The 23,844-nt window shown below is 46.1% G+C and carries 21 protein-coding genes and 3 tRNA genes; 17 read left to right on the plus strand and 7 right to left on the minus strand.

What is annotated here, in order from left to right; genetic code table 11:
* Window positions 1–13 precede the first annotated feature (13 nt).
* The 3 genes from rpmA to cgtA all read left to right on the plus strand — a co-directional run bounded on the left by rpmA (window position 14) and on the right by cgtA (window position 2,459).
* Window positions 14–271, plus strand: a complete 258-nt coding sequence (gene rpmA, locus P7M01_RS04005) for a 50S ribosomal protein L27 (RefSeq protein ID WP_005760959.1) — start codon at window positions 14–16, stop codon at window positions 269–271.
* A gap of 88 nt (window positions 272–359) precedes the next feature.
* Complete coding sequence (locus P7M01_RS04010; protein WP_317483408.1) at window positions 360–1,283, plus strand: DMT family transporter; 924 nt, start codon at window positions 360–362, stop codon at window positions 1,281–1,283.
* Between the two features lie 3 nt (window positions 1,284–1,286).
* Window positions 1,287–2,459, plus strand: coding sequence for an Obg family GTPase CgtA (gene cgtA, locus P7M01_RS04015; RefSeq protein WP_317483407.1), 1,173 nt, complete (start codon window positions 1,287–1,289; stop codon window positions 2,457–2,459).
* A 71-nt stretch (window positions 2,460–2,530) separates the two neighbouring features.
* Here cgtA and P7M01_RS04020 read toward each other — a convergent pair whose 3' ends face one another.
* Window positions 2,531–2,872 (minus strand): DUF496 family protein, encoded by a 342-nt coding sequence (locus P7M01_RS04020; RefSeq protein WP_202937032.1) that lies wholly within the window; start codon window positions 2,870–2,872, stop codon window positions 2,531–2,533.
* A 196-nt stretch (window positions 2,873–3,068) separates the two neighbouring features.
* Here P7M01_RS04020 and serC point away from each other — a divergent pair, with 196 nt between their 5' ends.
* From serC to rapZ, 10 genes are all read left to right on the plus strand, one after another.
* Entirely contained in the window at window positions 3,069–4,157 is a 1,089-nt protein-coding gene (serC, locus tag P7M01_RS04025; RefSeq protein ID WP_317483406.1) for a 3-phosphoserine/phosphohydroxythreonine transaminase, read from the plus strand.
* Between the two features lie 91 nt (window positions 4,158–4,248).
* The gene (gene hisC, locus P7M01_RS04030; RefSeq protein ID WP_317483405.1) at window positions 4,249–5,355 is read left to right on the plus strand and encodes a histidinol-phosphate transaminase; all 1,107 of its coding nucleotides are present in this window, start codon (window positions 4,249–4,251) and stop codon (window positions 5,353–5,355) included.
* 98 nt (window positions 5,356–5,453) lie between these two features.
* Window positions 5,454–6,755, plus strand: a complete 1,302-nt coding sequence (aroA, locus tag P7M01_RS04035; protein WP_317483404.1) for a 3-phosphoshikimate 1-carboxyvinyltransferase — start codon at window positions 5,454–5,456, stop codon at window positions 6,753–6,755.
* A gap of 129 nt (window positions 6,756–6,884) precedes the next feature.
* On the plus strand, window positions 6,885–8,237 hold the full coding sequence (gene lysC, locus P7M01_RS04040) for a lysine-sensitive aspartokinase 3 (protein WP_202937036.1): 1,353 nt from the start codon (window positions 6,885–6,887) through the stop codon (window positions 8,235–8,237).
* Between the two features lie 467 nt (window positions 8,238–8,704).
* Window positions 8,705–9,529 carry a shikimate 5-dehydrogenase gene (locus P7M01_RS04045; protein WP_317483403.1) on the plus strand — a complete coding sequence of 275 codons (825 nt, stop codon included), beginning with the start codon at window positions 8,705–8,707 and terminating at the stop codon, window positions 9,527–9,529.
* A 154-nt stretch (window positions 9,530–9,683) separates the two neighbouring features.
* Complete coding sequence (lptC, locus tag P7M01_RS04050) at window positions 9,684–10,277, plus strand: LPS export ABC transporter periplasmic protein LptC (RefSeq protein ID WP_202937801.1); 594 nt, start codon at window positions 9,684–9,686, stop codon at window positions 10,275–10,277.
* On the plus strand, window positions 10,261–10,773 hold the full coding sequence (gene lptA / locus P7M01_RS04055; protein WP_317476485.1) for a lipopolysaccharide transport periplasmic protein LptA: 513 nt from the start codon (window positions 10,261–10,263) through the stop codon (window positions 10,771–10,773). The genes lptC and lptA overlap by 17 nt, the downstream gene beginning before the upstream one ends.
* An 11-nt stretch (window positions 10,774–10,784) precedes the next feature.
* Complete coding sequence (gene lptB / locus P7M01_RS04060; RefSeq protein ID WP_202937039.1) at window positions 10,785–11,510, plus strand: LPS export ABC transporter ATP-binding protein; 726 nt, start codon at window positions 10,785–10,787, stop codon at window positions 11,508–11,510.
* Window positions 11,511–11,513: 3 nt separating this feature from the next.
* The gene (locus P7M01_RS04065; protein ID WP_317476487.1) at window positions 11,514–12,020 is read left to right on the plus strand and encodes a PTS sugar transporter subunit IIA; all 507 of its coding nucleotides are present in this window, start codon (window positions 11,514–11,516) and stop codon (window positions 12,018–12,020) included.
* 16 nt (window positions 12,021–12,036) lie between these two features.
* The gene (gene rapZ / locus P7M01_RS04070) at window positions 12,037–12,900 is read left to right on the plus strand and encodes an RNase adapter RapZ (protein WP_202937041.1); all 864 of its coding nucleotides are present in this window, start codon (window positions 12,037–12,039) and stop codon (window positions 12,898–12,900) included.
* Window positions 12,901–13,038: 138 nt separating this feature from the next.
* Here rapZ and P7M01_RS04075 read toward each other — a convergent pair.
* The 3 genes from P7M01_RS04075 to P7M01_RS04085 form a co-directional block, all read right to left on the minus strand.
* Window positions 13,039–13,112, minus strand: a tRNA-Cys gene (locus tag P7M01_RS04075).
* A gap of 58 nt (window positions 13,113–13,170) precedes the next feature.
* Window positions 13,171–13,257, minus strand: a tRNA-Leu gene (locus P7M01_RS04080).
* A gap of 17 nt (window positions 13,258–13,274) precedes the next feature.
* Window positions 13,275–13,350 (minus strand) — tRNA-Gly (locus P7M01_RS04085).
* A 255-nt stretch (window positions 13,351–13,605) separates the two neighbouring features.
* Here P7M01_RS04085 and P7M01_RS04090 point away from each other — a divergent pair.
* Window positions 13,606–14,712, plus strand: coding sequence for a methionine biosynthesis PLP-dependent protein (locus P7M01_RS04090; RefSeq protein WP_317476488.1), 1,107 nt, complete (start codon window positions 13,606–13,608; stop codon window positions 14,710–14,712).
* Window positions 14,713–14,853: 141 nt separating this feature from the next.
* Complete coding sequence (trxA, locus tag P7M01_RS04095; protein ID WP_317476489.1) at window positions 14,854–15,177, plus strand: thioredoxin; 324 nt, start codon at window positions 14,854–14,856, stop codon at window positions 15,175–15,177.
* A gap of 104 nt (window positions 15,178–15,281) precedes the next feature.
* Here the strand turns inward: trxA and P7M01_RS04100 are convergent, their stop codons facing one another.
* Entirely contained in the window at window positions 15,282–15,821 is a 540-nt protein-coding gene (locus tag P7M01_RS04100) for a hypothetical protein (protein ID WP_317483402.1), read from the minus strand.
* Window positions 15,818–16,780 carry a 23S rRNA pseudouridine(955/2504/2580) synthase RluC gene (gene rluC, locus P7M01_RS04105; protein WP_317483401.1) on the minus strand — a complete coding sequence of 321 codons (963 nt, stop codon included), beginning with the start codon at window positions 16,778–16,780 and terminating at the stop codon, window positions 15,818–15,820. The genes P7M01_RS04100 and rluC overlap by 4 nt, the downstream gene beginning before the upstream one ends.
* Window positions 16,781–17,280: 500 nt before the next feature.
* Here rluC and rne point away from each other — a divergent pair, with 500 nt between their 5' ends.
* On the plus strand, window positions 17,281–20,151 hold the full coding sequence (gene rne / locus P7M01_RS04110) for a ribonuclease E (RefSeq protein WP_317483400.1): 2,871 nt from the start codon (window positions 17,281–17,283) through the stop codon (window positions 20,149–20,151).
* A 64-nt stretch (window positions 20,152–20,215) separates the two neighbouring features.
* Here the strand turns inward: rne and apbC are convergent, their stop codons facing one another.
* Window positions 20,216–21,328, minus strand: coding sequence for an iron-sulfur cluster carrier protein ApbC (apbC, locus tag P7M01_RS04115; protein WP_317476046.1), 1,113 nt, complete (start codon window positions 21,326–21,328; stop codon window positions 20,216–20,218).
* 150 nt (window positions 21,329–21,478) lie between these two features.
* Here apbC and metG point away from each other — a divergent pair, with 150 nt between their 5' ends.
* Window positions 21,479–23,536 (plus strand): methionine--tRNA ligase, encoded by a 2,058-nt coding sequence (gene metG, locus P7M01_RS04120; protein WP_394853426.1) that lies wholly within the window; start codon window positions 21,479–21,481, stop codon window positions 23,534–23,536.
* The last annotated feature ends 308 nt before the right edge of the window (window positions 23,537–23,844 follow it).

A 23,844-nucleotide genomic window follows, 5' to 3' on the forward strand; every position in this document is an offset into this window, starting at 1 on the left:
GGAGATCAAGTAGATGGCAACTAAAAAAGCTGGTGGTTCAACTCGTAACGGTCGTGATTCTGAAGCTAAACGCCTTGGTGTTAAACGTTTCGGTGGCGAATCCGTATTAGCAGGCAGCATTATTGTTCGTCAACGCGGTACGAAATTCCACGCAGGCAGCAATGTTGGTATGGGTCGTGACCATACTTTGTTCGCAACTGCAGATGGTAAAGTAAAATTTGAAGTTAAAGGCGAAAAAAGTCGTAAATACGTCAGTATTGTGACTGAATAATCAAGAAACCTTATAATTTCGGTCGTATAAAATTTAAAATGCCTCACAGTTTTGTGGGGCATTTTTATATTGTGTTAATGTAAAGATTATGAATCAGCAACCCGTTTTAGGCTTTATTTTTGCTTTAATTGCGGCCATGGCATGGGGATCGTTGCCCATTGCATTACAAAACGTACTGCGGGTAATGGATGCGGAAAGCATTGTATGGTACCGCTTTTTCGTGGCGGCTTTTGCCTTGTTTTTATTATTGTCCTGGAAGAAAAAATTGCCAGCTCTTGCGCAATTCAGTCCAAGATATTGGCAATTATCCGTAATTGGCGTGTTGGGACTTGCAGGAAACTTTTTTCTGTTTAATTCTTCTTTGAAGTATATCGAACCTTCCGTTACCCAGATTTTTATTCATTTATCGTCATTTATGATGTTGATTTGCGGCGTTTTTGTGTTTAAAGAAAAATTAGGCGTGCACCAAAAATTAGGTTTGGCGGTTTTAATTTTCGGATTAATTTTATTTTTTAACGATAAATTCGCCGTGTTGTTCGGTGTTAACGCGTATTCTACGGGAATTATGTTGAGTGTAACGGCGGCGGTGGTTTGGGTCGGTTATGGTATGGCGCAGAAATTGATGTCGCGTTCATTTAGCGCTCAGCAAATTTTGCTGATTATGTATGCGGGATGCGTTATTGTGTTTATGCCCTTTGCAAAATTTTCACAAATTGAAGGATTAAGCGGTTTTACTTTAGGTTGTTTCATTTATTGTTGTTTGAATACGCTGATTGGCTACGGTGCTTATGCCGAAGCGTTAAATCGCTGGGACGTTTCGAAAGTCAGCGTAGTGATTACTTTGGTGCCGTTGTTCACGATTTTATTTTCCCATATTTTACATAAAATCAATCCGGAGCATTTTGCTATGCCTCATCTTAATAGCATTAGTTATATTGGGGCGTTTGTTGTAGTATTGGGAGCAATTATCTCGGCGGCGGGATATAAATTGTTCAAGCATAGAAAGGTATAGAAGATGAAATTTATTGATGAAGCTTTGATTCGTATTGAAGCGGGAGACGGCGGTAACGGCTGTGTGAGTTTCCGTCGTGAAAAATTTATTCCGAAAGGCGGCCCTGACGGCGGCGACGGCGGCGACGGCGGCGATGTTTATTTGCTTGCCGACGAAAATCTAAACACCTTAATCGATTACCGTTTTGAGAAACGTTTTGCCGCACAACGCGGCGAAAACGGGCGCAGTTCCGATTGCACGGGGCGGCGCGGGCAGGATATTACGTTACGCGTACCGGTGGGAACCCGTGCGATTGATAACGATACCAAAGAAATTCTGGGGGATTTAACTCGGCACGGCAGTAAATTGCTGGTGGCGAAAGGCGGTTATCACGGATTGGGCAATACCCGTTTTAAATCTTCCGTAAACCGCGCGCCGCGTCAGAAAACCATGGGAACGCCCGGTGAAAAACGCGATCTGCAACTGGAGCTGATGTTGTTGGCGGATGTGGGCATGCTCGGTTTGCCGAATGCCGGAAAATCCACCTTTATTCGCGCGGTTTCCGCAGCAAAACCGAAGGTGGCGGACTATCCGTTTACCACATTGGTGCCGAGTTTAGGCGTGGCGCGTGTCGGTTCCGATCGCAGCTTTGTAGTGGCGGATATTCCCGGTCTAATTGAAAATGCATCCGAAGGCGCAGGGCTCGGCATTCGCTTCCTGAAGCATTTGGAGCGTTGCCGCGTATTGATCCATTTGGTGGATATTGCGCCGATTGATGAAAGCGATCCCGCCGATAATATTGCCGTTATTGAAAACGAATTGTTTCAATATAGCGAAAAATTGGCGGAGAAGCCGCGCTGGTTGGTGTTCAACAAGATTGATACCATGAGCGACGAAGAAGCGGCGGCGCGCGCGAAAGAGATTGTCGAACGCCTCGGCTATGAGGATGACTATTTCCTGATTTCTGCGGCAACGGGTAAAAATGTGTCTCAATTAACCCATGACATTATGGATTTCCTTGAAGCGCATCCGCGCGAAACGGAACAAGATAAGCCGGCCGACGAAGTGAAATTCAAATGGGACGATTATCATCAACAAGCCGTGGAAAATGCGGTTGAAGACGATGATTTCTGGGACGATTGGTCGGAAGAAGATGACGAAGGCGTGGAAATTATCTACGAACGGGGCGGAAATTAATTCCATGAAACGGAAAAGTGCGGTCAAAAAACGATGAGATTTTTGACCGCACTTTATTGATTTAGTTGAAATTATTTTTCTTTTTTCGGTAACGCCGCATGGGAAGCTTTCAATTCTTTCATGCGGTTTTTTAAATCACGACGCTGTTTAGACAGTTCCGCCGCTTTGATGACATAATCGTCAACGCGGTTTTCATAGTCGTCGTGCATATTGTTGATAATTGCGCGCACGTCTGCAATGCTCATATCGTCCTGAATGTAATCGGTAAGATTATCTAACAATAACACGCGTTTTTTGTTATCGCGGATTTTGCGTTCGCAATCGCCGATTTCGCGCAATAATTTGTTACGCTGACGATTAATTCGGACGTATTCTAGAACTTCTTGGAAGGATTGTTTGCTCACATTTTCCATAATTTTACTCTCAACAGGTTAAACAAAGATAAGGTAATCTAACGTTTTTTTGTTATGCCGTCAAAGTGTTAAAAAAGATTTTGTGGGATAAATCAATTTTTTCCGCGAATTTACCTAAAATTCGTTGCCTAGCCGGGCTCAAGGTGGTAAAAATACCGAGTTATACTCAAAATCAAAAACAATCAGGATGCAAATTATGACACAGGTATTTAATTTCAGCGCGGGACCGGCGATGATGCCGCAAGCGGTTTTAAAAACGGCGCAGGCCGAATTATTAAATTGGCAAAACCAAGGGACTTCCGTCATGGAAGTCAGCCATCGCGGTAAGTATTTTATGGAATTAATCGCGCAGGCGGATAAAGATCTGCGTCAGCTTTTTAAGGTGCCTGATAATTACAAAATTCTTTTCCTGCAAGGCGGCGCCCGCGGCCAATTTGCGGCGGTACCGATGAATTTAATCGGTGCAAAAGGCAAAGCGCTTTATTTGAACAGCGGCCACTGGTCCGCAATGGCGGCGAAAGAAGCGCGTAATTTCTGCGAAATTGATGAAATCAGCATTGCCGAAAAAGACGAAAACGGCGTTATCGGCGTGACTCGTACGGATTTCAGCGACATTGCGGATCAATATGATTACGTGCATTACTGCACTAACGAAACCATTACCGGCGTGCAGATTAAAGAAGTGCCGAATGTGGGCGACGCGGTTTTAGTGGCGGATATGTCTTCGGATATCATGTCGAAACAAATCGACATCAGTAAATTCGGATTAATTTATGCCGGCGCGCAAAAAAATCTGGGACCGGCCGGGATTACCTTAGTGATTGTGCGCGAGGATTTAATCGGTCACGCCCGTCGGGCGACGCCGTCGATTTGGAATTACGAAGTGCAGGCGAACGCCGATTCCATGATCAACACTCCGCCGACGTTTGCGTGGTATTTGTGTTCCCTGGTGTTCCGACATATGTTGGCGGAAGGCGGTATCGACGTTTATACTCGCCGCAATGCAACGAAAGCCGAATTGCTGTATAACTTCTTGGATCAGAGTAAATTCTACCGCAATTATATTGCAAAACCGAACCGTTCCGTGATGAACGTCACCTTTACCACGGATAACGACGAACTCAACATGAAATTTGTCGCCGAAGCTACTGCCGCCGGCTTGCATGCGCTGAAAGGGCATAAAGTTTTGGGCGGCATGCGCGCGTCCCTGTATAACGCCATGCCGATTGAAGGCGTGCAGGCGTTAATCGAATTTATGAAAAAATTCGAAGCGGAAAACGCATAATTTGTCGCGGGTGATCGACGGTTCACCCGTTTTCAACATTTCGTAACGGGCAAATTTGTCCTTTTTATCCTTAAAAGTGCGGTCAAAATTTATGACATTTTTACAACGAGCCAATCAGGGCGTTCAATCGCTTTCTCCTTATCAAGCGGGAAAACCTATCGAAGAACTGGAACGTGAATTAGGCATCAGCAATATCGTCAAACTCGCGTCCAACGAAAATCCGTTCGGTTTTCCTGAAAGTGCGAAAAAAGCCATTCGCGAACAACTGGATTCTCTCACTCGTTATCCCGACAGCAACGGTTTCACCCTGAAACAGACGATTGCCGGAAAATTCGGTTTAAAACCGGAACAAATCACCTTGGGTAACGGTTCTAACGATTTAGTGGAATTGTTTGCCCATACGTTCGTTTCAGAACACGACGAAGTGATTTTTTCCAAATATGCGTTTATCGTTTACCCGTTGATTACCCAAGCCATTAACGCCACCGCCCGCGAAATTCCTGCGAAAAACTGGGGGCATGACTTAGATGCGTTTTTAGCGGTAATCAACGAAAAAACCAAGTTAATTTATATTTCCAATCCGAACAATCCGACGGGAAATTTCTTAACGCATAACGAAATTGATGAGTTTCTGGCAAAAGTGCGGTCGGATATTATTGTGGTTTTGGACGAAGCCTATACCGAATTTACCGCCAAAGACGAGCGGGTGGATTCTTTCGCGTTATTGAAAAAATATCCGAATTTGGTGGTGTCTCGCTCTTTGTCCAAAGCCTATGGTTTAGCGGGTTTGCGGATTGGTTATGCGGTAGCGAACGAAGAAATCACCGGTTTATTCAACCGCGTGCGTCAGCCGTTTAATGTGAACAGCCTGGCGTTAGCCGCGGCGGTTGCGGTGCTAAACGACGATGCCTTTGTGGAAAAAGTGGCGGAAAATAACCGTAACGAACTTAAACGTTATGAAGCGTTCTGCCAACGATACGGGTTGAAATATATTCCGTCCAAAGGCAATTTCATTACTATTGATTTTGAACGTCCGGCCGCGCCGATTTATGATGCGTTATTGCATGAAGGCGTTATTGTTCGCCCGATCGCCGGTTACGGCATGCCGAATCATTTGCGCGTGAGCATCGGTTTGCCGCAGGAAAACGATCGTTTGTTTGACGCATTAATTAAAGTTTTGAATTTAAAAGAAATTTAAATATTAATTGTCCTTCGGCATACATTGGCTTATGTATGCCGATTATTTATATTTAGGCACGAATCGCGAGATTCGCGCCCTCATTTTTATAGAAAAGCATGGAAAAAATCACTTTAAATCCAATCAACCGTGTTGAAGGTACGGTTAATTTGCCGGGCTCGAAAAGTTTGTCCAATCGCGCATTATTACTCGCCGCGCTGGCGAAGGGCACCACGAAAGTGACCAATTTACTTGACAGCGACGATGTGCGTCACATGCTCAATGCGCTCAAACAGCTTGGCGTGAATTATAGGCTTTCCGACGATAAAACTACGTGCGAAGTGCAGGGGTTCGGCAAAGCTTTCGAATGGCAAAACGGGTTATCGCTTTTTTTAGGCAATGCCGGCACCGCCATGCGGCCGTTAACCGCCGCGTTATGTTTGGCTAATCCGGGCGACGAAGGCGTTGCCGAAATTGTGCTTACCGGCGAACCGCGCATGAAAGAACGTCCTATCAAACATTTGGTGGATGCATTGTTGCAGGCGGGCGCGGAAGTGGAATATTTGGAACAGGAAGGTTATCCGCCGCTGGCAATCCGCAATAAAGGTCTGCACGGCGGCAAGGTGAAAATCGACGGTTCAATTTCTTCTCAATTTTTGACCGCACTTTTAATGGCGGCGCCTATGTCTTCAGCCGATACCGAAATTGAAATTATCGGTGATTTGGTATCGAAACCTTATATTGATATCACTTTGAATATGATGAAAATTTTCGGTGTTGAGGTGGAAAATCAACATTATCGGCGTTTTATGGTAAAAGGCTGCCAACAATATCAGTCGCCGAACACTTTCTTAGTAGAGGGCGATGCTTCGTCCGCCTCTTATTTTCTGGCGGCGGGCGCTATTAAAGGTTGCGTGAAAGTCACCGGAGTCGGTAAAAACAGCATTCAGGGCGATCGCTTGTTCGCCGACGTATTGTCCGCCATGGGCGCGAAAATTACTTGGGGCGACGATTTTATTCAGGCGGAACAAAGCGAACTTGTGGGAGTGGATATGGATATGAATCACATTCCCGACGCCGCTATGACCATTGCCACCACCGCGCTATTTGCCAAAGGCGAAACCGTGATCCGTAATATTTATAACTGGCGGGTGAAAGAAACCGATCGTTTAACGGCGATGGCGACGGAATTGCGCAAAGTAGGCGCTACGGTGGAAGAAGGAGAGGATTTTATCCGCATTCAGCCTTTGCCGTTAGAGCGATTCCGGCATGCGGAAATCGAAACCTATAATGATCACCGTATGGCGATGTGCTTTGCGTTGATTGCCTTATCCGATACGCCGGTGACGATTTTGGATCCGAAATGTACGGCGAAAACCTTTCCGACATTCTTTGATGAATTTTCAAGAATTTCACAATAATTTGGCCTTAAATCAAGGGAAACGTTAAAAATTTACGCTTTCCCTTAGATTTTATTTGACAAAATAAAAACAAGCCTTTATTTGTATAAGCCATCAAATATTTTCGTTTTTAGTTTTCAGGAGTTATTTATGTCTCATCTTTCTGTTGCAAAATTCGGCGGGACCAGTGTTGCAAATCATGCCGCTATGACGGCTTGTGCAAAAATCGTTATTGCCGATCCCAATACTCGTGTGGTCGTACTTTCCGCTTCTGCCGGTATCACGAATTTATTAGTGGCGCTGGCGAATGGGGTTGACGCTCAACAACGGGAGAAATTATTAGCTGAAGTTCGTCAAATCCAGGAAAATATTTTAACCGAGTTACAGGATGACAGCTTTGTGCGTCCTGAAATCGAACGCTTGCTGGATAATATCGATTCGTTGGCGGAAGCGGCGAGTTTGGCCACTTCGGCGGCGTTAACGGATGAATTAATCAGCCACGGCGAAATGATGTCCACTCGTCTGTTCGTGGAAGTGTTGCGCGAATTAAATGCGCAATCAACCTGGTTAGACGTGCGTTCATTGGTGGCAACCAACAGCAATTTCGGTAAAGCGGCGCCGGATGACGAGCAAACCCAGAAAAACAGCGACAATATTTTAAAACCGTTAATCGATCGCGGTGAGCTGGTGATCACTCAAGGTTTTATCGGACGTGATCCGAACGGCAAAACCACTACGTTAGGTCGCGGCGGTTCGGACTATTCGGCGGCACTGATTGCCGAAGTATTGAATGCCAAAGACGTATTGATCTGGACGGATGTGGCGGGTATTTACACCACGGATCCGCGTATTGTGCCGGCGGCCAAACGTATTGATACCATGAGCTTTGCCGAGGCGGCGGAAATGGCGACTTTCGGGGCGAAAGTCTTGCATCCGGCGACATTACTACCGGCAGTGCGCAGTAACATTCCGGTTTATGTGGGTTCCAGCAAAGCGCCGCAAGACGGCGGCACCTGGGTCACGCGCGATCCGCAGCCGCGTCCGACATTCCGCGCCATCGCGTTGCGTCGCGATCAAACTTTATTAACGCTTTCCAGTTTAAATATGTTGCATGCGCAGGGATTCCTTGCGAATGTGTTCAATATTCTGGCAAAACACAAAATTTCCGTGGACACCATTACCACATCGGAAGTCAGCATTGCGTTAACCCTGGATAAAACCGGTTCGGCTTCTTCCGGAGCGGAATTGTTATCTAACGAATTACTGACCGAATTGAGCGAAGTGTGCACGGTGAAAGTGGATACGGGACTGGCGTTGGTGGCGTTAATCGGTAACGATTTGCATATTGCGGCGGGCGTGGCAAAACGCATATTTAATTCATTGGAACCGTATAACGTGCGAATGATTAGTTACGGCGCCAGCACAAATAACATCTGCATGCTGGTCCACAGTAATCAGGCGGACGATGTCGTGCGGGCGTTACATGCGGAATTATTTGAATAATTTTGTTTAACGTATAGGTAAAGTGCGGTCAAAAATTGAAACGTTTTTTGAAATTACGTCGCAGTTGAACAAAGCTGAAATTAGGGTTACCGAGCTTGTGGAAGTATAAGTCGTTTCGGCTTTTGTTAAGCACAAAACGCATGCTTCCGCAAGTTTTGTGCGTTTACGGCATAATGCCGCATTTCTTGGCGATACGGGAAAAAATCCGGCCATCGGCACGCGAAAATTAGCGTGGGAAAATCGGGGCGGTTGCTAAAATTTCAGATCATTATTGACGTGCGGAAATATGCCAAATTCGTGCCGATTCCATTGTGCGACATCTATCCCGGCGCCCCGGCTGTTGCGGTGGGCGCCGTTTTAATCAAGATCACTCGCCGAATCCCGCGTTTGATATGAATTAATCCTTCATCGACGATGGGGCGATGTCCAACATTTAAAAGTGCGGTCAATATTACAGGAGTTTTTTCATGGCAATTAATAAAGATACTCAATTATGCATTTCTATTTCGGCGCGTCCGAGTAATTTCGGCACAACCTTCCATAATTATTTGTATCAAAAACTCGGTCTGGATTTTATTTATAAAGCGTTTCAGGTGCAGGATGTTGAACACGCCGTGAAAGGCGTGCGGGCGCTTGGGATTCGAGGTTGCGCGGTGTCTATGCCGCACAAAGAAAGCTGTATGCCGTTTGTGGACGAAATTTCGGAATCGGCGGCGGCTATTCAGTCTGTGAATACTATTGTCAATGACAACGGCTATCTAAAAGCCTATAACACGGACTATATCGCAATTTATAAATTAATCGAGAAATATCAATTAGATAACGCAAAATCGGTGATTGTTCACGGCAGCGGCGGTATGGCGAAAGCCGTGGTTGCGGCGTTCAAAAATTCGGGTTTTAACCGACTGAAAGTGTATGCGCGTAATGCGGAAACGGGCAAGAATCTCGCCGCACTTTATGGCTTTGAATATATTTCCAGTCTTGAGCATCAACAGGCGGAGATTTTGGTGAACGTGACGCCAATCGGCATGAAAGGCGGCAAGGACGAATTGACGTTGGCATTCCCCGAGCATCTCATAAAAGCCGCCGAAACGGCATTTGATGTGGTGGCGATGCCGGTAGAAACGCCGTTTATTAAATCGGCGGAACGCTTTGGTAAGCAAGTGATTTCCGGCGCGGAAGTTATTGTGTTGCAAGCCGTGGAGCAATTCGAGCTTTATACCCACCAACGACCAAGCGATGAGCTTGTTATCGAAGCCGGAAACGTTGCGCGCGAAACTGTCCGGAAATAATTATTCCAATAGTAAAGTGCGGTCAAAAAAACGATCGTTTTTTCGACCGCACTTTTGTTGCTACAGTAGACAAAATTTTGCTCGCATTTTCTTTTGTTTCAAAAAAGTATGCTATTATTCGTTATTATTTTTTATTAAGAGCATTATTCGATTGATGAATTTTCGTTGGAATTTAATTTTAGGCGTGATTGCTTTGGCGTTGTCGGCTTGGTTTTATAGCCTGAACCAAGAAGACGGTTCATTGGCCAATCTCATTAAAAAGCCTGATAGTCCCGAATATATCGGGCAGAAAATGGAGACAACTATTTTTTCGCCGACGGGTCAAAAGCAATATATTGCCAAATCGGATAAAGTGGAATATTACAGTGAAGACGGACATACGGATTTCTTTAATCCTATGGTTTTCGTTTTGGACGATTCCGCTTCCGACAAATCCAAACAAAATGAAACGGATCTGCACCAAAGTTGGAAATTAACTGCGGCAAAAGCAACGTTAACTAAAGATAATATGTTGAATTTAAGCGGGCGGGTAGTCGCGCAGAGTTTATTGCCCGAATCCCGTTTGCAGCGGATAGAAAGCGAACGTGCGACGGTGAATTTAAAGACTCAGGACATCACGTCGAATACGGAAGTGAAAATCAACGGCCAGAATTTTGTCAGTTCGGGCCTGAAACTGGACGGCAATCTTAAACAGCAAGTTGCAACGCTCAAGGAACAAGTGAAAACTCATTATGAAATCAACAAATAAAATTTTATTGGCGACGGTCTTATTGATGACTTCGTTATCCGCCGCCGCGTTGAAAGACGACACCAATAAACCGATTAATATCGATTCCGGCAATCAGGAATTGGATATGGAAAACAGCGTGGTGACTTTCACCGATAATGTCGTCATTACGCAAGGCTCTATTTTAATTAAAGCGAATAAAGTCGTCATTACCCGGCCGCCGGAAAATTCCGGTAAAAAAGAAACGGTGGATGCCTTCGGCTCGCCGGTGACATTTCATCAGATGATGGACGACGGTAAACCCGCCGATGGTAAAGCCGATAAAGTCCATTATGATTTAGGTACGGAATTCCTCACGCTGACGGGAAATGCCGAATTGAAACAGCTGGATAGCAAAATTAACGGCGACGTGATCACTTATGACGTGAAAAAACAACAGCTTAAAGCCACGAGCGGAGCGAAATCCCGCGTGCGTACCGTCTTAATTCCGGCGCAGTTAAACGATAAGAAAAAGTAAGGAGACGATGAATGGCTGTTCTTTATGCCGAACATTTAGCAAAAAGTTATAAAGCGCGAAAAGTCGTTTCCGATGTGAGTTTTACCGTGCGATCCAACGAAATTGTGGGGCTGCTCGGTCCGAACGGCGCCGGGAAAACCACTTCTTTTTATATGGTGGTGGGGTTAGTGCGTCACGATGAAGGTAAAATCCGTATTGATGACGAAGATATCAGTCTGCTACCCATGCATAACCGTGCGCAAAAAGGCGTCGGTTATTTACCGCAGGAAGCGTCGATTTTCCGCCGTTTAAGCGTCTATGATAATTTGATGGCGGTACTTGAAATCCGGAAAGATTTAACCCCGGAACAGCGTCATGATCGCGCGGAGGAATTAATTGAAGAGTTTAATATCGAGCATATCCGTGACAGCTTAGGGCAATCTTTATCCGGCGGTGAGCGTCGTCGGGTGGAAATTGCGCGGGCATTGGCGGCCAATCCTAAATTTATTTTGCTTGACGAACCTTTTGCCGGAGTCGATCCGATTTCGGTTATCGATATCAAAAAAATTATTAAGGATTTGCGGGATCGCGGTTTGGGCGTACTTATTACGGATCATAACGTACGTGAAACCCTGGATGTATGCGAGCGGGCCTACATCGTCAGCGCAGGGAAAATGATCGCAACGGGGACGCCCGCGGAAGTCATGAATAATGATCACGTGAAACAGGTGTATCTCGGTGAGGGATTTAAGCTATAAACCATGAAATTTACCGAATTATTAACGCCCGACAACATCCGTCAGGGCGTTGTTGCTTCTAGCAAAAAAGCGTTATTGGAATTTATCGGACGGATTGTCGGCAAGCAGGTGAATTCGGAACAATTTACCGGCCTGAAGTGTTTTGAAAGTCTGTTCGGTCGTGAAAAAATGGGATGTACCGCAATCGGTAGCGGTGTGGCGATGCCGCGTGCGCGGTTGCCTGTCGGCGACAAACCTATCGCCGTTTTTTTGCAGTTGACGGAACCGATTGATTATGAAGCTCAGGATAAACGCAAAGTGGATCTTATTTTAGCGGTATTAGTGCCGGAAGGCCTGTGTTCCAGCTACAGTGCGAATTTATCCGAGTTGTCTGAAAAATTGACCGATAAAAATCTCACAAAAAAACTGCGCGCCGCACAAAGTGCGGAAGAAATTTGGCAAGTTTTTGAATTCGCTGACGCCTATCTGGACGAAAGCGTCAAAGAAGAAGCGGCAACAACAAGCAATTAATTTTAGTAGGCAAGCTATGGAACTCATTATTATCAGTGGACGTTCAGGTGCAGGGAAATCAGTAGCATTGCGAGCGTTGGAAGATATCGGTTATTACTGTGTAGACAATCTGCCTATCGATTTACTGCCTCAATTAGCCGATATTCTCTCGCAAAGTCAGGCTTCTGCGGCAATTAGCCTGGATATCCGCAATTTGCCGAATTCCACTCAGCATCTTGATGAAATTCTGACGGAGTTGGGCAATAAGCACCAGATCAAAGTGATCTTTTTAGATGCGGATCGCGGTACGTTGATTCGGCGTTATAGCGATTCCCGCCGGCTTCATCCGTTATCCGTCCAGAACCAGGATTTGAGTCTGGAGGCGGCGATTGATGCGGAACAGATTCAACTTGATCCGTTGATTCAACACGCCAATCTGATTATTGATACGGCGGTGCTTTCCACTCACGAATTGGCGGAGCGGTTACGCGAATTTTTGCGCGGCAATTCGGATAAAGAACTGAAAATTGTGGTGGAATCTTTCGGTTTCAAATACGGTTTACCGCTGGATGCCGATTATGTTTTTGACGTTCGTTTTTTGCCGAATCCTCATTGGAATCCGTCACTGCGACCAATGACGGGATTGGAACAGCCGGTTATTGATTTTTTGGCTAAATACGAAGAAGTGGCAAATTTCATTTATACCACCCGAAATTATATTGAAACCTGGTTGCCTATGCTGGAACGAAACAATCGCAGCTATTTAACCATTGCGATCGGTTGTACCGGCGGCAAACACCGCTCGGTTTATATTGCACAACAATTGGGGGAATATTTTCAGGATAAAGGGAAACGTGTAAAGATTCAGCATAGATCCTTAGAAAAGCATAAAAATAAATAGGCCTGCCGTAATTCGTATAACCTCTGATTCCTTAAAAAAATCAGAGGTTTATTTTTTATGAGAATTATTGTTTTAAGAAAAATATGAAGAAAACTGCGCAATATAAAATTCAAACATCGATTTAAAATCGGGAGAGAATGGAGGCGTGTCCCGGAGTCGAACCGAGCTACATGGATTTGCAATCCAGTGCATAACCGCTTTGCTAACACGCCATGAAGTTTGGATATAAAAAAACACCTGAACGGTGTCATTTAATCAATGATATTTAAATGGTGCCCGAGGCCAGACTTGAACTGGCACGCCCCGAAAGGCGAGGGATTTTAAATCCCTTGCGTCTACCGATTCCGCCACTCGGGCACAACGCATTTAAAAATTGGAGCGGGAAACGAGGCTCGAACTCGCGACCCCAACCTTGGCAAGGTTGTGCTCTACCAACTGAGCTATTCCCGCTTTATTTCAGCTTGTTGCCGTCAACGGAAGTGCATTCTACGGATTTTCAATTTAGTGTCAACTGATATTTTTAAAAAATACGAAAAACGCGGTTGATTGATTATAAAAAAGGCAATTCGGTCAAAAAGAATATTGGAATCAGGCGGAATATTCCGTCTTTTATCTAACGCGAAAATCTCCTTTAATCCGACCGCACTTTATGCCACAATGTGCGAATCCGTTTTTAATCCGATTAAAAAGATGTAGGTAAATTGAATGACGAAATATGCTTTAGACACACTTTTGGCGCAAGCCGGTAATCGAACCGATTCCCGCACCGGTGCGGTTTCCGCCCCCATTTTCCTTTCTACGGCTTACGGGCATCAGGGGATCGGCGAAAGTACGGGCTATGACTATACCCGTACCAAAAATCCGACGCGCACCGTTTTGGAAGAAACCATGGCAAAATTGGATGGCGGCGATCGCGGCTTTGCTTTTGCTTCCGGCATGGCGGCAATTCAAGTGTTAATGAGTTTATTTAAAGCGCCGGACGAATGGATTGTGTCCAGTGACGTGTACGGCGGAACATATCGTTTATTGGATTATTGCTATAAAAATAATCATGCGGTGAAACCCGTTTACGTGAACACCGCCTCTACCGACGCAATTGAAGCCTCAATTACGGCAAATACTAAAGCTATTTTTGTGGAAACGCCGTCGAATCCGTTGATGGAAGAATGCGATATCGCCGCCATTTCAAAGGTGGCGAAAAAATATAATTTATTGTTAATCGTAGATAATACTTTTTTAACGCCGGTTTTATTCCGGCCGATGGAGCACGGCGCCGATATTACCGTTTACAGCGGAACAAAATATATTGCGGGCCATAATGACGTGCTGGCCGGTTTAATCGTTGCGAAAGGACAAGCTCTGTGCGATAAATTGTTCTATATTCAAAACGGCGCGGGCGCCGTGCTTTCACCGTTTGATTCCTGGTTAACTATACGCGGATTAAAAACGTTGTCGTTGCGCGTGAAACGTCATCAGGATAATGCGCGGGAAATCGCAGAATTTTTACATCAACAACCGCAGGTGAAAGATGTGCTGTATCCAAATAAAGGCGGTATGTTGTCATTCCGTTTGCAGGACGAAAACTGGGTGAACCCGTTCTTAAAAGCCATTCGATTAATCACGTTTGCCGAAAGTCTGGGCGGTACGGAAAGCTTTATTACTTACCCGTCTACGCAAACTCACATGGATATTCCGGAAGCGGAACGAATCGCCCGCGGCGTAACGAATGATTTGCTGCGCTTTTCCGTCGGTCTGGAAGACGTTGAAGACATTAAGGCGGATTTATTGCAGGCCTTGGCGCAATTAAAATAAGGTTTCGCAAATTGTAACGATTGATTGACCAAAAGTGCGGTAAAAATTACACTCGTTTTTAGTAAAAAGGGCATAGCTCTTGAAATTAACCCGATTGCTCCCAATATTAGCGGGGAACAATCACATAAAAAGGATAAAAATATGGCAGAAGTATTTCATTCAACCGACGCGTCTTTCGAAACGGACGTGTTAAACGCAGAGGTACCGGTATTATTGGATTTTTGGGCGCCTTGGTGCGGTCCTTGCCGCATGGTCGGTCCGATTTTAGAAGAGTTGGCGGCGGAATACGGCGACAAAGTAAAAATCGTTAAAATGAATATCGACGAAAATCAAGGTACGCCGGCACAATTCGGCGTGCGCAGTATTCCGACCTTATTGTTGTTTAAAGACGGCAAAGTGGTAGGAACTCAAGTGGGCGCATTGCCAAAAAATCAATTGGCGAATTTTGTTAATCAAGCGCTTTAATCGGTTTTACCTTTCGAAATCCCGGCATTGTCCGGGATTTTTTGTTTATTATAAGATCTGAATCGGCACGCTGAATAACAAAAACGGCGTCAAACGGTTATCGTTTACTCGTCTTGTACTTTCCGCCGGCACAGTCCGGGGTAACGTTTTTGGTTATCCCAGACATGATCGATGATCATTTGGTTTTTGTCATATCTGAGAATATGCAGATTCACGCTTTCACCGGAATTAGAGTTTTCCTTCAGATTTTCAAAGAACAAAGATTCGAATTCCTTTAATTTCGGCTCTTCATCCAGCCGTTTTTCCGTTTGGCTGGGGTGAATGCGGCCGAAAGAATAATCGGTACTGGTTTCCGACAGCACATTATCTTTTAATTGCCAGCGGCCGGTATGCTTGCTTTCGTAAGCAAAATTGTTATGAACAAACAACAAGCCGGTGCCAACGGTAGAACCGTCGGCCTGAAAATCAAGACTGTCCAGCGCTTGAATTTGCAAATCGTCGTAAATGATTTTGCATTGCCATTCGCCGATGATGTCCTGTTTGGAAACGTTCGGATTTTTGCCCGCACTTTCCGCCGCATTCGTGTCGGCATAAACAGGCAGAGTCGCGACGACGGCTAACAGCCATAATATATTTTTGCTCATCTTGATTGCTCCCGTAATTTTTTCAGAACGGCTTTCATTTTTTCGTCCAGCGGCGCATTCAAACGCAATATTTCGCCGTTTTTCGGGTGTTCGAAGCGAATGCTTGCGGCATGTAGAAACAAGCGGTTCAAGCCCAATGCCGCCATAGCGGCGTCGAAATTTTTGTCGCCGTATTTATCGTCCATAGCGATAGGATGACCGGCATATTGAGCGTGCACGCGGATTTGATGAGTTCTGCCCGTGACGGGCGAAGCTTTCACCAGCGTGGCGTTAAGATAACGTTCTTCGATAGAAAAATGCGTTTCCGACGGTTTGCCTTGCTCGCTTACTCGCACAATCCGTTCGCCGCTCGATAATTCGTTTTTCAGCAACGGCGCTTTGACGACTTTAACATGAGACTGCCATTGCCCGCGCACTAACGCCAAATAGTCTTTCTGCACGGTTTTAATCCGTAACTGTTCGTGTAAATTGCGTAAAGCGGAACGTTTTTTCGCCACCAGCAAAATGCCCGAGGTATCGCGATCCAGACGATGAACCAGCTCTAAAAAACGGGCTTGCGGACGCAACGCGCGCAATCCCTCGATAACGCCGAAACTCAACCCGCTGCCGCCGTGCACCGCGGTGCCGGAAGGCTTGTTGAGCACCAACAGGCAATCGTCTTCAAAAATAATCTGATGTTCCAGCTGTGCCACTTTATTGAGCTTGATCGAAACGGGCGCTTGTTCTTTTTCCGAAACGCGCACCGGCGGCACGCGTACGACATCGCCCGCCTGCAGTTTATATTCGGGCTTAATCCGCCCTTTGTTTACGCGCACTTCGCCCTTGCGCAAAATGCGGTAAATCAGACTTTTCGGCACGCCTTTCAATTTTGCGAGCAAAAAATTGTCGATACGTTGGCCGGCTTCCTCATCGAAAATTTCCAGCATTTTTACGGCGGCGTTAATGACTTTGTCGTTCATATTCATGTTTATTGGTGAAAATCGACCGGATTTTAGCATAAAAACCGCCCGAATTGAACGATTGAAATGTTGGGAACAGAGCCGAAATGCCTTGCTTAAAACCGCCTTTTCACCCATAATATTACAAATTTTTGTCCGCCTGAAAGTGCGGTCGAAATTTTATCCGTTTTTGTTAGGGCAGACTTAATGCCGATTTGTTGGAAAATAATCGTAAGACATTAATACTTAACAAATTTTATGCAATTAAAGCGCCGCTTCGGCAAGGCTTTTGAAGGTTGCCGACGCTATCAATGCACCCAGCCGGATGACCGTCGGGAAGACGGGCAACGGCGACAAACACGAGGTCGATGGTGACGCGAGCGAAAACAGGATGCGAAACGGGCCGGTAATTCGTTAAGACGATGGTCGCCGAAATTCGCAGTCCGCAGACACTCAAAGTGCGGTCGGTTTTAATTGAGTTTTTTTGACAAAAATAAAAAATAACAGAGAAATTTTTACAAATGAAAAGAATGTTAATTAATGCGACTCAAAAAGAAGAGTTGCGCGTTGCGTTGGTCGACGGCCAGCGTTTATTCGATTTAGATATCGAAAGTCCGGGTCATGAGCAGAAAAAAGCGAACATCTACAAAGGACGCATTACCCGCGTGGAGCCGAGCCTTGAGGCCGCATTTGTGGATTACGGCGCCGAACGCCACGGGTTCCTGCCGTTAAAAGAAATTGCCCGTGAATATTTCCCGGCGGATTATGTTTACAACGGTCGCCCGAACATTAAAGATGTGATTAAAGAAGGGCAGGAAGTGATTGTTCAAGTGAACAAAGAAGAACGCGGCAACAAAGGTGCGGCGTTAACCACTTTCGTTTCCTTGGCGGGCAGCTATTTGGTGATTATGCCGAACAACCCTCGCGCGGGCGGGATTTCCCGTCGCATTGAAGGGGACGAGCGTCTTGAGTTAAAAGAGGCGTTAAGTTCGTTAGAAGTGCCGGACGGTGTAGGTTTAATCGTACGTACGGCGGGCGTGGGAAAATCGTCGGAAGAATTGCAATGGGACTTGAAAGTGCTGTTGCATCATTGGGAGGCCATTAAGCAGGTTTCTGAAAGTCGCTCGGCTCCGTTTCTGATTCATCAGGAAAGTGATGTGATTGTTCGCGCGATTCGCGATTATTTGCGTCGCGATATCGGCGAAATTTTAGTAGACAGCCCGAAAGTTTACGAAAAAGCGAAAGCGCACATCAAACTGGTGCGTCCGGATTTCATCAACCGGATTAAACTTTACCAGGGCGAAGTGCCGTTATTCAGTCATTATCAAATTGAGTCGCAAATCGAATCCGCATTTCAACGGGAAGTGCGTTTGCCTTCCGGCGGTTCTATTGTGATTGACGCCACCGAAGCATTGATTGCGATCGATATTAACTCTGCACGTTCGACGCGCGGCGGCGATATTGAAGAAACCGCATTAAATACTAACCTTGAAGCGGCGGATGAAATTGCCCGTCAATTGCGTTTACGCGATCTGGGCGGTTTAGTGGTGATCGATTTCATCGATATGACCCCGGTTCGTCACCAACGCGAAGTGGAAAATCGTATGCGCGAAGCGGTTCGTCAGGACCGGGCCCGCATTCAGATCAGTCGCATTTCCCGTTTTGGTTTGCTGGAAATGTCACGTCAGCGTTTAAGTCCGTCGTTAGGCGAATCGTCCAGCCATGTCTGTCCGCGTTGTCAGGGAACGGGTAAAATCCGTGATAACGAAAGCCTGTCGCTTTCTATTCTGCGCTTGATTGAAGAAGAAGCGTTGAAAGAAAACAGCAAACAGGTTCACTGCATTGTACCGGTACAAATAGCTTCTTATTTACTGAATGAAAAACGTAAGGCTATTCGCAGCATTGAAAAACGCCATAATGTAGACATTGTGGTGGCGCCGAATGAAGCGATGGAAACGCCGCATTTCAGCGTTTTCCGTTTGCGCGACGGCGAAGAAGCGAATGTCTTAAGTTATCACTTGCCGAAACTGCATGAAGCGCAGGACGATGTGTTCGTTGCGGAAGAAAGTTTGGTTTCGCGCAATATTGAAGCGGCGGCCGTGACGGCGGAAAATGTGGCGGAAACGGCTGCGTTGTCTATGACGATTTCTGAAGCCGCGCCGGTTATTGAGCCCAAAAAAGAATCTACGCCGTCTTTATTAGCGCGCATTGTCGCGGCGATTAAAAAACTATTTGCGACGGAAGAGAAGGTTGAACAACAACCGGTTGTGACTCGTAATAATCGTCGTGAACGCAATAATGAACGTCGCAATAACCGTCGTTCGCGTTCGGAACGTAATACGGCGAAAAGTGATGAAGCTTCTGCGGAAAAATCGGAAACTCCGTCACGCGGTGAACGTTCGAATGAACGCAATAGTCGACGCAATGCCCGTCGCAGCAGTTTAGCGGCGGACGCGTTAACAAATGCGGAGACAACGGAAGCGCTTGAAACCGCAGAGGAAAAAGCACCGTCAACCCGTCAACCGAGAGAGCGCCGCGAACGTCGCGATTTACGTAAAAAAGTCCGTATAAACAATGAAACGGCAGAACAACCGACGGTTGAGGAAGTCGCTGTCGTTGCGGAAGAAGTGGCGAAAGAGCAACAGCCGACGGAACCGCGCCGCGAGCGTGCTGAACGCAATTCCCGTCGTACGCCGCGCCATTTGCGGGCTAATAATTCGCGCCGTCGCCGTAATGACGCCTCGCCGATGCCGTTGTTTGCCGCCGTGGCTTCTCCGGAATTGGCAAGCGGTAAAGTCTGGATTGACGTTGATGCGGTATCGCCGAAGTCGAAAGAATCGACTTTCCTGTCGGTGGACGAATTGCTGGAACAGCAGACGCAAAATGATGAAGTTGAAGTCAGTATGCCGGCTTCCGCTATCGTAGAAGAAACGGAAAATAATGCGCAACCGCTGGGGCTGGTTAGTCAACCGGCGAATGAAGCGGTGGAAAAAATGGTGCAGGAATCGCTTGAACGTTTGAACGAAGAGCAACGTATTCTTGAACGTCAAGCAAAATCCGCTTTCGGCGCGGATGAAGCTATCGTAGAAAAAGAAACCGTAGTTAACGGCACTGTTGCGAATGAAGCGGTGGATGTGCCGGAAATGACGGTAAAAAACGTGCGAAAATTTGACCGCACTTACAGCTTCAACGGGCAGTTAGGAACCATTTCCGCCGTGCACCATACCAAAGCGGACATGACCTTGGCGAAAGCCGCCGATGAAGTGAATGCGCCGTTTGACATTGTGGAATGGAAAGAAAGCCGCTACTATTTCCACGGCAAAGGTTCGGCGGGTCATCACAGCGCCATCAGCCACGTGTTTAGCGAACCGACAAAAGCTGAAGCGAAGTAATGCTTCATTAATATGATAAAAAGGTCTAACTTTCGGGTTAGACCTTTTTTAATTTTAAGTGAAATTATTTCACCTCTTTGAACATAATCTCATCCGGAATAACGGAACCTTGCCAGTAAAGCTCGCTTGCCACTTTTTCCGCTAATTGCAGATAAGCCTGACGGATTTCTTCATTGGAATGAGAAATCACCGTCGGGGTGCCTTTGTCTAAGTCTTCACGCAGGCAAATGTGCAGCGGTAATTGACCCAACACTTTCGAACCGTATTTTTGCGCGATTTTTTCTGCGCCGCCGGTTCCGAAAATCGGTTCGTGATGTCCGCAGTTGGAACAAATATGCATGGACATATTTTCCACAATACCCAAAACCGGCACGGAGACTTTTTGAAACATCGTAATGCCTTTCACCGCATCTAACAACGCGATGTCCTGCGGCGTGGTGACCACCACGGCACCGGTGACCGGGATTTGTTGGGATAGCGTTAACTGAATATCACCCGTGCCCGGCGGCATGTCGATGACCAAATAATCCAGCTCGTTCCATAAGGTTTCGTTCAATAGCTGATTAAGCGCACTGCTCGCCATCGGACCGCGCCAAATGGTGGCGTTATCCGCTTCCATCAAATAGCCGATGGAATTGGTTTGTAAACCCTGTACCACGATTGGATTGATATGTTGATTATCCGGCGAGGTCGGGCGTTGATCCGCCGCGCCCAACATATGCGGAATGGACGGACCGTAAATATCCGCATCTAAAATGCCCACTTTGGCGCCTTGCGCCTGTAAAGCCAACGCCAGGTTAACCGTTGTGGTGGATTTGCCCACGCCGCCTTTGCCGGATGTGACGGCGATGATGTTTTTGACGCCTTTTACCGCAGGATGATTATTAGCCCGCTTAAGGGTAGCGATTTGATAATTTAACGCCCATTTGATTTCTTTAGCCTCAGCGGCTGCGCGTAAAGCGTCCGATAATTCGGCTTTGCATTGCTCAAAAGCGGAATTCCAGGCGAAAGGCATTTGTAATTCAATGCGTAGCGTGTCGCCGCCTTTTTCGATTTTTTTAACCGCATTTAGCGCAATTAAATCCTGCCGTAAGCTGGAATGTTTGAAATTTTTAATGATTTCAACAAGTTTTGTCTGTTGTTCTGCCGAAAGTGTCGGCGAAAATTGAATGGTCATAATATTTCCTAAAAGTCAGAGTAGATTTCTCGACTATTTAACCATGACAAATTGATTCTGTTAAGTGAAAATGCGGTTCCGGTGGAAAAAATACCGTGCTTAAGGTAAAATCTCCACAATTTTCACAGCAGATTCAGGGTTATAAAAAGAATGTCAAAATCAAACCGTCAAATTCTTGTCACTTGTGCGTTGCCGTATGCCAACGGTCCGATTCATTTAGGTCATATGCTTGAACATATTCAGGCGGATATTTGGGTGCGTTTCCAACGTATGCGCGGCAATGAAATCTATTTTGTGTGCGCCGACGACGCACACGGCACCCCGATTATGCTGAAAGCTGATCAAATGGGAATAACGCCGGAGCAGTTGATAGCCGAGGTGCAAAAAAGCCATTATGCGGATTTTTGCGGTTTTAATATCAGTTTTGATAATTATCATTCCACTCACAGCGAAGAAAACCGTGAATTTTCCGAAATGATTTACAATCGGTTGAAAGAAAACGGTTTCATTAAAACCCGTACCATTTCCCAGTTATTTGATCCTGAAAAAGCTATGTTCCTTCCGGATCGTTTCGTGAAAGGCACTTGCCCGAAATGTAAATCGGAAGATCAATACGGCGACAACTGCGAAGTGTGTTCGGCAACATACAGCCCGACGGAATTAATTAATCCGCGTTCGGTAATATCTGGCGCGACGCCCGTCATCAAAGAAAGCGAACATTTCTTTTTTGATTTGCCGAGTTTTGAAACGATGCTGAAAGAATGGAACCGTTCCGGCGCCTTGCAATCGGAAGTGGCGAACAAAATGCAGGAATGGTTCGACGCCGGCCTGCAACAATGGGATATTTCCCGTGATGCGCCGTACTTCGGCTTCAAAATTCCGGGCACGGAAAACAAATATTTTTACGTTTGGCTGGATGCGCCAATTGGCTATATGGCGTCATTCAAAAACTTATGTAACCGCCGAAATATCGACTTCGATCAATTCTGGAAGCAAGACAGTAACGCGGAACTTTATCATTTTATCGGTAAAGACATCATGTATTTCCACAGTCTGTTTTGGCCGGCGATGCTGGAAGGCGCAAATTTACGTAAACCGAGCAACATTTTCGTACACGGTTATGTAACGGTGAACGGCGAAAAAATGTCCAAATCGCGCGGCACCTTTATTCAGGCGGCAACTTATCTGAAGCATTTGGATCCGGAATGTCTGCGTTATTACTATGCGGCGAAACTCAGCAACCGTATCGATGATTTGGACTTGAATCTGGAGGATTTCGTACAACGGGTCAACACGGATTTGGTCAATAAACTGGTGAATTTAGCGTCGCGTAATGCCGGGTTTATTCAAAAACGTTTTGCCGGAAAATTGGCGGATAAATTGGACGATGAAGCCCTATTCGACGAATTTATCGCACAATCGGAGCAAATCGCCGCTTATTATGAAAACCGTGAATTCGCCAAAGCCGTTCGGGAAATTATGGCGTTAACCGACAAAGCCAATAAATATGTGGACGACAAAGCCCCTTGGGTGATTGCGAAAGAAGAAGGACGTGAGGCCGAATTGCAACGGGTTTGTTCTATGGGCATTCAACTTTTCCGTGTGTTAATGGGCTATTTAAAACCGGTATTGCCTAAATTGGCGGAACGTTCGGAAGCTTTCTTGCAGGCGGAATTAACCTGGGATAACTTGGCACAACCGTTGTTGGATCACGAAATCGCCGCCTTTAAAGCCTTGTTCAGCCGAGTGGATGCGAAACAGATCGACGCGATGATTGAGGCTTCGAAAGCGGAAAACGCGGCGGTAAATAGCGCGCCGAAAGCTGAAAAAACAGTGAAAAAATCGCCCGCACTTGAGAGCGAATTTGAACCGGTGGAAGCGGAAATCAGCATTGACGACTTTGCCAAAATGGATTTGCGCGTGGCGAAAGTGCTCGGCTGTGAAGCTGTGCCGGAAAGCAAAAAACTGTTGAAATTCCAATTGGATCTCGGTTTTGAAACTCGCCAGGTTTTCTCCGGTATTAAAGCCGCTTACGGAAATCCGGACGAGTTAGTGGGGCGCTATGTAATTATGGTGGCAAATCTTGCGCCGCGTAAAATGAAGTTCGGCATATCCGAAGGCATGATTTTATCCGCCGGCAGCGGCGGCGAAGATTTATTCCTGCTGGATGTGGACGCGGGTGTCAAAGCGGGCAGCCGAGTAAAATAAAACGCTGAAATTTATGACTGCACTTGGGTTTTATACATAAAAGTGCGGTCACAAAAAGCAAAGTTTTTTGAACGTTGGCTTTGCCAACGGTGGCGGAGCCATAAGTAATCGCACCGGCGATTACGCATAAAATTTGCAAAGTTTTTACCCAATTCGATCGCTTATAAAGAAAAGAAATGTAAGGCGGGCTATGCGTTCGCCCGAAAATACGGATATTGTGCGGTCGGCGGATAAAATCCGCTGCTGCGAAGACAACACAGGAAAAAAATATGACCATTTCACAACTTTCCCGAAAAAACGTCCAAGCC

The sequence above is a fragment of the Exercitatus varius genome (genome assembly GCF_029577735.1).
Classification (GTDB): Bacteria; Pseudomonadota; Gammaproteobacteria; order Enterobacterales; family Pasteurellaceae; genus Exercitatus; species Exercitatus varius.

Bases quoted from the DNA above. Each gene is read 5' to 3' on its own strand.
- rne (WP_317483400.1), top strand. From the start codon at position 17,281: ATGAAAAGAATGTTAATTAATGCGACTCAAAAAGAAGAGTTGCGCGTT.
- lptA (WP_317476485.1), top strand. From the start codon at position 10,261: ATGAAATCAACAAATAAAATTTTATTGGCGACGGTCTTATTGATGACT.
- P7M01_RS04045 (WP_317483403.1), top strand. From the start codon at position 8,705: ATGGCAATTAATAAAGATACTCAATTATGCATTTCTATTTCGGCGCGT.
- rluC (WP_317483401.1), bottom strand. From the start codon at position 16,780: ATGAACGACAAAGTCATTAACGCCGCCGTAAAAATGCTGGAAATTTTC.
- rapZ (WP_202937041.1), top strand. From the start codon at position 12,037: ATGGAACTCATTATTATCAGTGGACGTTCAGGTGCAGGGAAATCAGTA.
- P7M01_RS04010 (WP_317483408.1), top strand. From the start codon at position 360: ATGAATCAGCAACCCGTTTTAGGCTTTATTTTTGCTTTAATTGCGGCC.
- rpmA (WP_005760959.1), top strand. From the start codon at position 14: ATGGCAACTAAAAAAGCTGGTGGTTCAACTCGTAACGGTCGTGATTCT.
- hisC (WP_317483405.1), top strand. From the start codon at position 4,249: ATGACATTTTTACAACGAGCCAATCAGGGCGTTCAATCGCTTTCTCCT.
- lptB (WP_202937039.1), top strand. From the start codon at position 10,785: ATGGCTGTTCTTTATGCCGAACATTTAGCAAAAAGTTATAAAGCGCGA.
- P7M01_RS04065 (WP_317476487.1), top strand. From the start codon at position 11,514: ATGAAATTTACCGAATTATTAACGCCCGACAACATCCGTCAGGGCGTT.
- P7M01_RS04090 (WP_317476488.1), top strand. From the start codon at position 13,606: ATGACGAAATATGCTTTAGACACACTTTTGGCGCAAGCCGGTAATCGA.
- apbC (WP_317476046.1), bottom strand. From the start codon at position 21,328: ATGACCATTCAATTTTCGCCGACACTTTCGGCAGAACAACAGACAAAA.
- lptC (WP_202937801.1), top strand. From the start codon at position 9,684: ATGAATTTTCGTTGGAATTTAATTTTAGGCGTGATTGCTTTGGCGTTG.
- metG (WP_394853426.1), top strand. From the start codon at position 21,479: ATGTCAAAATCAAACCGTCAAATTCTTGTCACTTGTGCGTTGCCGTAT.
- cgtA (WP_317483407.1), top strand. From the start codon at position 1,287: ATGAAATTTATTGATGAAGCTTTGATTCGTATTGAAGCGGGAGACGGC.
- P7M01_RS04100 (WP_317483402.1), bottom strand. From the start codon at position 15,821: ATGAGCAAAAATATATTATGGCTGTTAGCCGTCGTCGCGACTCTGCCT.
- trxA (WP_317476489.1), top strand. From the start codon at position 14,854: ATGGCAGAAGTATTTCATTCAACCGACGCGTCTTTCGAAACGGACGTG.
- aroA (WP_317483404.1), top strand. From the start codon at position 5,454: ATGGAAAAAATCACTTTAAATCCAATCAACCGTGTTGAAGGTACGGTT.
- serC (WP_317483406.1), top strand. From the start codon at position 3,069: ATGACACAGGTATTTAATTTCAGCGCGGGACCGGCGATGATGCCGCAA.
- lysC (WP_202937036.1), top strand. From the start codon at position 6,885: ATGTCTCATCTTTCTGTTGCAAAATTCGGCGGGACCAGTGTTGCAAAT.
- P7M01_RS04020 (WP_202937032.1), bottom strand. From the start codon at position 2,872: ATGGAAAATGTGAGCAAACAATCCTTCCAAGAAGTTCTAGAATACGTC.